The organism is Craterilacuibacter sp., assembly GCF_051659485.1.
In the GTDB taxonomy this organism is placed as follows: Bacteria; Pseudomonadota; Gammaproteobacteria; order Burkholderiales; family Chromobacteriaceae; genus Craterilacuibacter.
In genome coordinates, this window is sequence record NZ_JBOFOO010000117.1 from 1 (window position 1) to 5,160 (window position 5,160).

Below are 5,160 nucleotides of genomic sequence, written 5' to 3' on the forward strand. Positions count from 1 at the left end.
CTCGCGGCATCACCGGCGCCGATCAGCTGGATTACAGCCTGAAAGCGCTACTACCTTACCAGCTGCTCAAAAATATCGATGCGATGGCCGAGCGCCTGGCCGATGCCATCGCGGCAGGTGAAAAACTCCTGGTGGTGGCGGACTACGATGCGGATGGCGCAAGCGCATGCGCGGTGGCGGTTAAAGGCTTGTCGGCGCTGGGGGCGGTGATTGATTTTATCGTGCCCAACCGTTTTGAATATGGTTACGGGCTGTCGCCTGAAATTGTGGCACTGGCTGCGGGACTTGAGCCCGATATCATTATCACCGTGGATAATGGCATCGCCAGTGTCGACGGGGTCAATGAAGCCAAGAAGCGGGGTATCGAGGTGCTGGTGACCGATCACCACCTGCCGGGCGACACTTTGCCTGACGCGCTGATCGTCAACCCGAACCAGCCGGGCTGCGGTTTTCCATCCAAAAATCTGGCCGGGGTCGGGGTGATGTTTTATGTCCTGATGGCCTTGCGGGCCCGCATGCGCGAGCGCGGTGATTTTGCCGGGCGCAAGGAGCCCAATCTGGCCGAGTTGCTCGATTATGTTGCGCTGGGCACCGTGTCCGATGTGGTGAGACTGGATCAAAACAACCGCATTCTGGTCGAGAACGGTATCCGGCGCATGCGTGCCGGCAAGATGGCGCCAGGCATTGCCGCCTTGTTCCGTGTCGCGGGGCGTGCCGCACACAAGGCCAATACCTTCGATCTGGGCTTTACGCTAGGCCCGCGACTGAATGCTGCCGGTCGTCTGGACGATATGAGCATCGGTATTGCTTGCTTGCTGTGTGAAAACGAAGAGCAGGCTACACAACTGGCTGCCGATCTTGACAGGCTCAACCGCGAACGGCGCAGTATAGAAAGCGGCATGCAGGAAGAGGCGCTGGCCGGCTTGTCGGCGGTGGACCCTGCCGACCGCTATACACTGACACTGTATCGCGATGACTGGCATCAGGGGGTGGTCGGCATCGTGGCCTCGCGCCTGAAAGAGCGTTTTCACCGGCCTACCATCATCTTTGCACCGGGTGACGAGGGACAGATCAAGGGCTCTGGCCGCTCGATTCAAGGTTTTCACCTGCGCGACGCGCTGGATCTGGTCTTTAAGCGCCATCCCGGCTTGATCCTCAAATTCGGCGGCCACGCCATGGCGGCCGGGCTGAGCCTGAACGCGGCACGACTGGATGAATTCAGTACGGCGTTCGAGGCGGTGGCACATGAATTACTGGATGAATCGCAACTGACACGCCTGATAGAGACCGATGGCGCCTTACCCTTAGCCTGTCTGGATCTGGCATTTGCCGATCAACTGGGGGCGCTGGTTTGGGGGCAGGGCTTCCCTGCGCCGACTTTTTGCGACCGTTTTCGGGTGCTGAGCCAGCGCCTGGTGGGAAACAAGCATCTGAAATTGAGGTTGTGGAAAGAAGGCAGCGAGTTTGATGCCATGTATTTCAACCATGCCGACTGGCTGGCGGATGAAGTTGAAGCGGTGTACCAAATCGTAGCCAACGAATGGCAGGGCAGAAAAGAGCTGCAAATCTATCTGGAACATATCGCCTGATGCCTGCGTGCTCAGCCCGGGGGCAACGCCTTGCGTGTTGCCTTGCCCTTGGCGCCGAGCAGCTTCTCGCTTTGGGCAATGCGGCTTAAACGCCGCCGGATCTCGTCCGACTCCATCCAGATATCCTCTCCGCGCAAAATGCGCGCCAACTCGTCCGGCGTCAAGAACGGTTTGCAGATATTTTGCATGACTTTCTCGAACCACTTGCCGATGGCGAATACTTGCGCCTGCTGTTCATTACCCTTGCCGATCAGGGCCGACGTGTAGTTGTGAAACATCAGTTGGCAATTGTCGTGCACGATCAGCTCGTCTCCGACCAAAAACAATAAAGCGCCCATCGAATAGGCTCTTGCCTCCAGAATGGTGACGACACGGGCACGGGTTGCCAGCAGGTTGTTGATGATTTGCAGGCCGGTGTCAAAATCGCCGCCCGGGGTATTCAGGTGCAGGAAAATGACATCATTTTCGCCTGCGGTCCTGAGGGCATAGAACATCTCGCTGTAGTGATGCGGTTCGACGATTTCTCCGGACAGATAGTAGGAAATCTGCCGTAACGTCACCTGACTTTCAAAGCGTTGATACGCCGTCGATTGAATGCTGGCCGGCTCGTCATCAATCTCATCCGGCGCAGGGGCAGGAGCTGGGCGTTTTCTTGGCATAAGACCTCCGGTTTGGCCCGCCGACAGACAGGGCAGCAGCGGCTTGAGCCGCTCTTCAATCTATTCAGCCGGCTGTGATGGCGCGACTTTTGATGAAGCGCTTCGAACATTACACAGGTCTTTAGTCTAGCCTGATAACTCATCCAGTCATGAGGAATGCGGCCATGCATAAAGTTGTTGTTGTCTATCACAGTGGCTATGGCCATACGGCGCGTCTGGCACTGGCGATTCGGGAGGGGGCGGCGGCGGTGGCGGATGTCGAAGCCTGCTTGCTTGCCATTGATAGCGAAGGGAATCTGTCCGACGAAGACTGGCAGCGCCTGGATCAGGCCGAGGCCATCGTGTTTGGTTCGCCGACCTATATGGGTGGGCCATCCTGGCAGATAAAAAAGTTTGCCGAGACCAGCTCGCGCCGCTGGTCGGCTCAAGCATGGAAAGACAAGCTGGCGGCCGGGTTTACCAATTCGGCGACCATCAATGGCGACAAGTATGTGACTGTGCAGTATTTCATGACGCTTGCCATGCAGCATGGCATGTTATGGATAGGCACCGGCCTGTTGCCGGCCAACAAAAAGTCGTCGCAACGCAATGACGTCAATTATCTGGGCGGATTCACCGGCGTATTCGGGCAGTCGCCTGCCGACTCGACACCGGATGAAGGCCCGCTGCCGGGGGACCTGGAAACAGGACGGCAGTTTGGTGTGCGCATCGCCGAAGCGGCTAAACGCTGGTAAAGCCGGTCTTAGCCGCGCACCTTGCGTGCTTCGCGCAAGGTGCGCTTAAGCGTCGCTGAATCGGTGGTCCCACTCAGCAGCCGGTCGCCGATCAGCATGCACGGGGTAGAAAATACCTTGAGCTTGTCGGCCAGATCCTGATTATCGGCCAGAGCCTGTTGCGCCGCCTTGCTCGGCATCAACAGCGTGCCGCTGCCGTGCGCGCGTGCCGTCTTGGCGATGGCATCCTGATCCAGCGGCAGTTTTCCCTGCATCAATGCCTGGTGCACATCCCAGTAGTGCGCGCGTTTTGCTTGCCAGACATTCAGGGCGAGCAAGGCGGCGGGCTCCGAGCTGGCATCAAACAAAGTCAGTAGCTTGAATACAAATTTCAGATCCGGCTGCTCTTGTGCCACACGCTCTATCACCACATCCATGCGCCGGCAGTAAGGGCAGTTGAAGTCGGTAAAATAAATGACGATCTGGCTGGCTGTGGCATCCCCCAGAAAAGGGTCTGCACGATTGTTGTAGACCCATTCAGGGCGCTGGCGTGCCAGCAAACCCAGTTCCTGACGCTGTCTGGCACGGTTGTTTTCGGCAATTTGTTCCAGATCAGGCAGGATTTTGCTGTGTGCCAGCAAAGGCATCAGGCTTAAACCGGCAAGTACAGTCCGGCGTTTCATAGTGGTTTTCCTGTTGTGATCTACGGGGCGTGTGCGCTGTTATACAGGCAGACGCTGCCCTTGTATTAAAGCTCGGGTTTAAACGAAATTCGAGCTGTCAGTAAACCTGAAGGTTCAAAAGGCCGCCCCATCAGGCTTCCACCCCGCTGGAATTGACCTTCAAACCGTCCGGATGGACGATGTCCGGCTTGCCCCTCGGCAGCAAACTCAGTGCCATACCCGCAAGGGCGATGGCGGCACAGAGGAGGCAGTGATGGTGGAAATCAGGTCTTTGGCCTATGTGGTGGCTCAGTGCCGCGAACCGGCGCGCTGGGTGCAATACGCGCACGAGGTATTGGGTGCCATGGCCAAGAGCCGTGCCGATGGCGTGGTGCTCGTCAAGGTCGACGAGCGTCCGTACCGCATTCTGGTCGAGCCAGGCAGCGAAGACCGCTATCTGGCCTCGGGCTGGGAGCTGTCCGGACGCGATGCGTTTCAGGGTTTGCAGTTGCAGCTTGACCGCGCCGGTGTTGTTTTCGAGCTGGCCGACGCGGCCGCTTGCGCCTCGCGTCAGGTGAACGGCCTGCTGCGTGCCAGCGACCCGTCCGGCAACCGGCATGAGTTTTTCTGGGGACCGCAGCTGGATGCGCGGGCCTTCGCCTCGCCGCAGGGCGTTTCCCGTTTTGTCACCGGCGAGATGGGGCTGGGGCACACCGTGCTGCCGGCACTCAATTTTGACGCTACGCTGGAATTCTTTACCAAAGTGCTGGGCTTTGGCGTATCGGATATTTTCAATTTCCGCCCCGATCCCTCTGTGCCTGCCATCCCTATCCATTTTCTGCACTGCGCCAATGGCCGCCATCATAGCTTGGCGCTGGCCGGCTTTCCGTCGCCCGAGGGCTGCGTGCATATCATGCTGGAAGTACCGGACATGACCGATGTCGGCCGCGGCCACGACCGCATGCAGGCAAACGGCATCAAGCAGATGGCGACGCTGGGCCAGCATCTGAACGACCACATGACCTCCTTCTATATGCAGACGCCGTCGACCTTCGCGCTGGAGTACGGCTTTGGCGGTCTGGTGTGCGACTGGGAAAAACATACGGCATTCGAAGCGACAGAGGTCAGCATCTGGGGCCACGACTTCAGCGTCGGCTTCAACGAAAAAAAGGACGCGGTATGAACAAGGAAATGACGCTCGCCGCAGTGGCGGGCCGGATTAAGTCCGGCATGACGGTCGGCATCGGCGGCTGGGGTCCACGGCGCAAGCCGATGGCCATCGTGCGCGAGATCCTGCGCTCGGATGTGACCGACCTGACTGTGGTGGCCTATGGCGGCCCCGAGGTCGGCATGCTGTGCGCCGCCGGCAAGGTAAAAAAGCTGGTGTTCGGCTTTGTGACCATGGATGCGATTCCGCTGGAGCCCTTTTATCGCAAGGCGCGCGAGGCAGGCACGCTGGAACTGATGGAACTGGACGAGGGCATGCTGGAGTGGGGCTTGCGCGCGGCCGGCATGCGCCTGCCTTTTCTGCCCACGC

The 5,160-nt window shown here is 58.8% G+C and carries 6 protein-coding genes; 4 read left to right on the top strand and 2 right to left on the bottom strand.

Annotated elements, in window-relative coordinates; translation table 11 throughout:
- Positions 1–1,589: single-stranded-DNA-specific exonuclease RecJ (gene recJ, locus ACRC1E_RS04090; RefSeq protein WP_438513837.1), on the top strand; the 1,589-nt coding region annotated here is incomplete at its 5' end.
- An 11-nt stretch (positions 1,590–1,600) separates the two neighbouring features.
- Here the strand turns inward: recJ and ACRC1E_RS04095 are convergent.
- Positions 1,601–2,248 (bottom strand): Clp protease ClpP, encoded by a 648-nt coding sequence (locus ACRC1E_RS04095; RefSeq protein WP_438513838.1) that lies wholly within the window; start codon positions 2,246–2,248, stop codon positions 1,601–1,603.
- A gap of 164 nt (positions 2,249–2,412) precedes the next feature.
- Between ACRC1E_RS04095 and ACRC1E_RS04100 the strand changes: the two genes are divergently transcribed.
- Positions 2,413–2,982 (top strand): flavodoxin family protein, encoded by a 570-nt coding sequence (locus ACRC1E_RS04100; protein WP_438513839.1) that lies wholly within the window; start codon positions 2,413–2,415, stop codon positions 2,980–2,982.
- 8 nt (positions 2,983–2,990) lie between these two features.
- Here the strand turns inward: ACRC1E_RS04100 and ACRC1E_RS04105 are convergent, their stop codons facing one another.
- On the bottom strand, positions 2,991–3,644 hold the full coding sequence (locus ACRC1E_RS04105) for a DsbA family protein (RefSeq protein WP_438513840.1): 654 nt from the start codon (positions 3,642–3,644) through the stop codon (positions 2,991–2,993).
- Positions 3,645–3,897: 253 nt separating this feature from the next.
- Here ACRC1E_RS04105 and ACRC1E_RS04110 point away from each other — a divergent pair, with 253 nt between their 5' ends.
- Positions 3,898–4,806 carry a VOC family protein gene (locus tag ACRC1E_RS04110; protein ID WP_438513841.1) on the top strand — a complete coding sequence of 303 codons (909 nt, stop codon included), beginning with the start codon at positions 3,898–3,900 and terminating at the stop codon, positions 4,804–4,806.
- Positions 4,803–5,160 (top strand): CoA transferase subunit A (locus ACRC1E_RS04115; protein WP_438513842.1); only part of this gene is annotated, 358 nt, incomplete at its 3' end. The genes ACRC1E_RS04110 and ACRC1E_RS04115, both read left to right, overlap by 4 nt.

Coding starts and splice junctions, on each gene's coding strand:
- ACRC1E_RS04095 (WP_438513838.1), bottom strand. CDS start 2,248: ATGCCAAGAAAACGCCCAGCTCCTGCCCCTGCGCCGGATGAGATTGAT.
- ACRC1E_RS04100 (WP_438513839.1), top strand. CDS start 2,413: ATGCATAAAGTTGTTGTTGTCTATCACAGTGGCTATGGCCATACGGCG.
- ACRC1E_RS04105 (WP_438513840.1), bottom strand. CDS start 3,644: ATGAAACGCCGGACTGTACTTGCCGGTTTAAGCCTGATGCCTTTGCTG.
- ACRC1E_RS04110 (WP_438513841.1), top strand. CDS start 3,898: ATGGTGGAAATCAGGTCTTTGGCCTATGTGGTGGCTCAGTGCCGCGAA.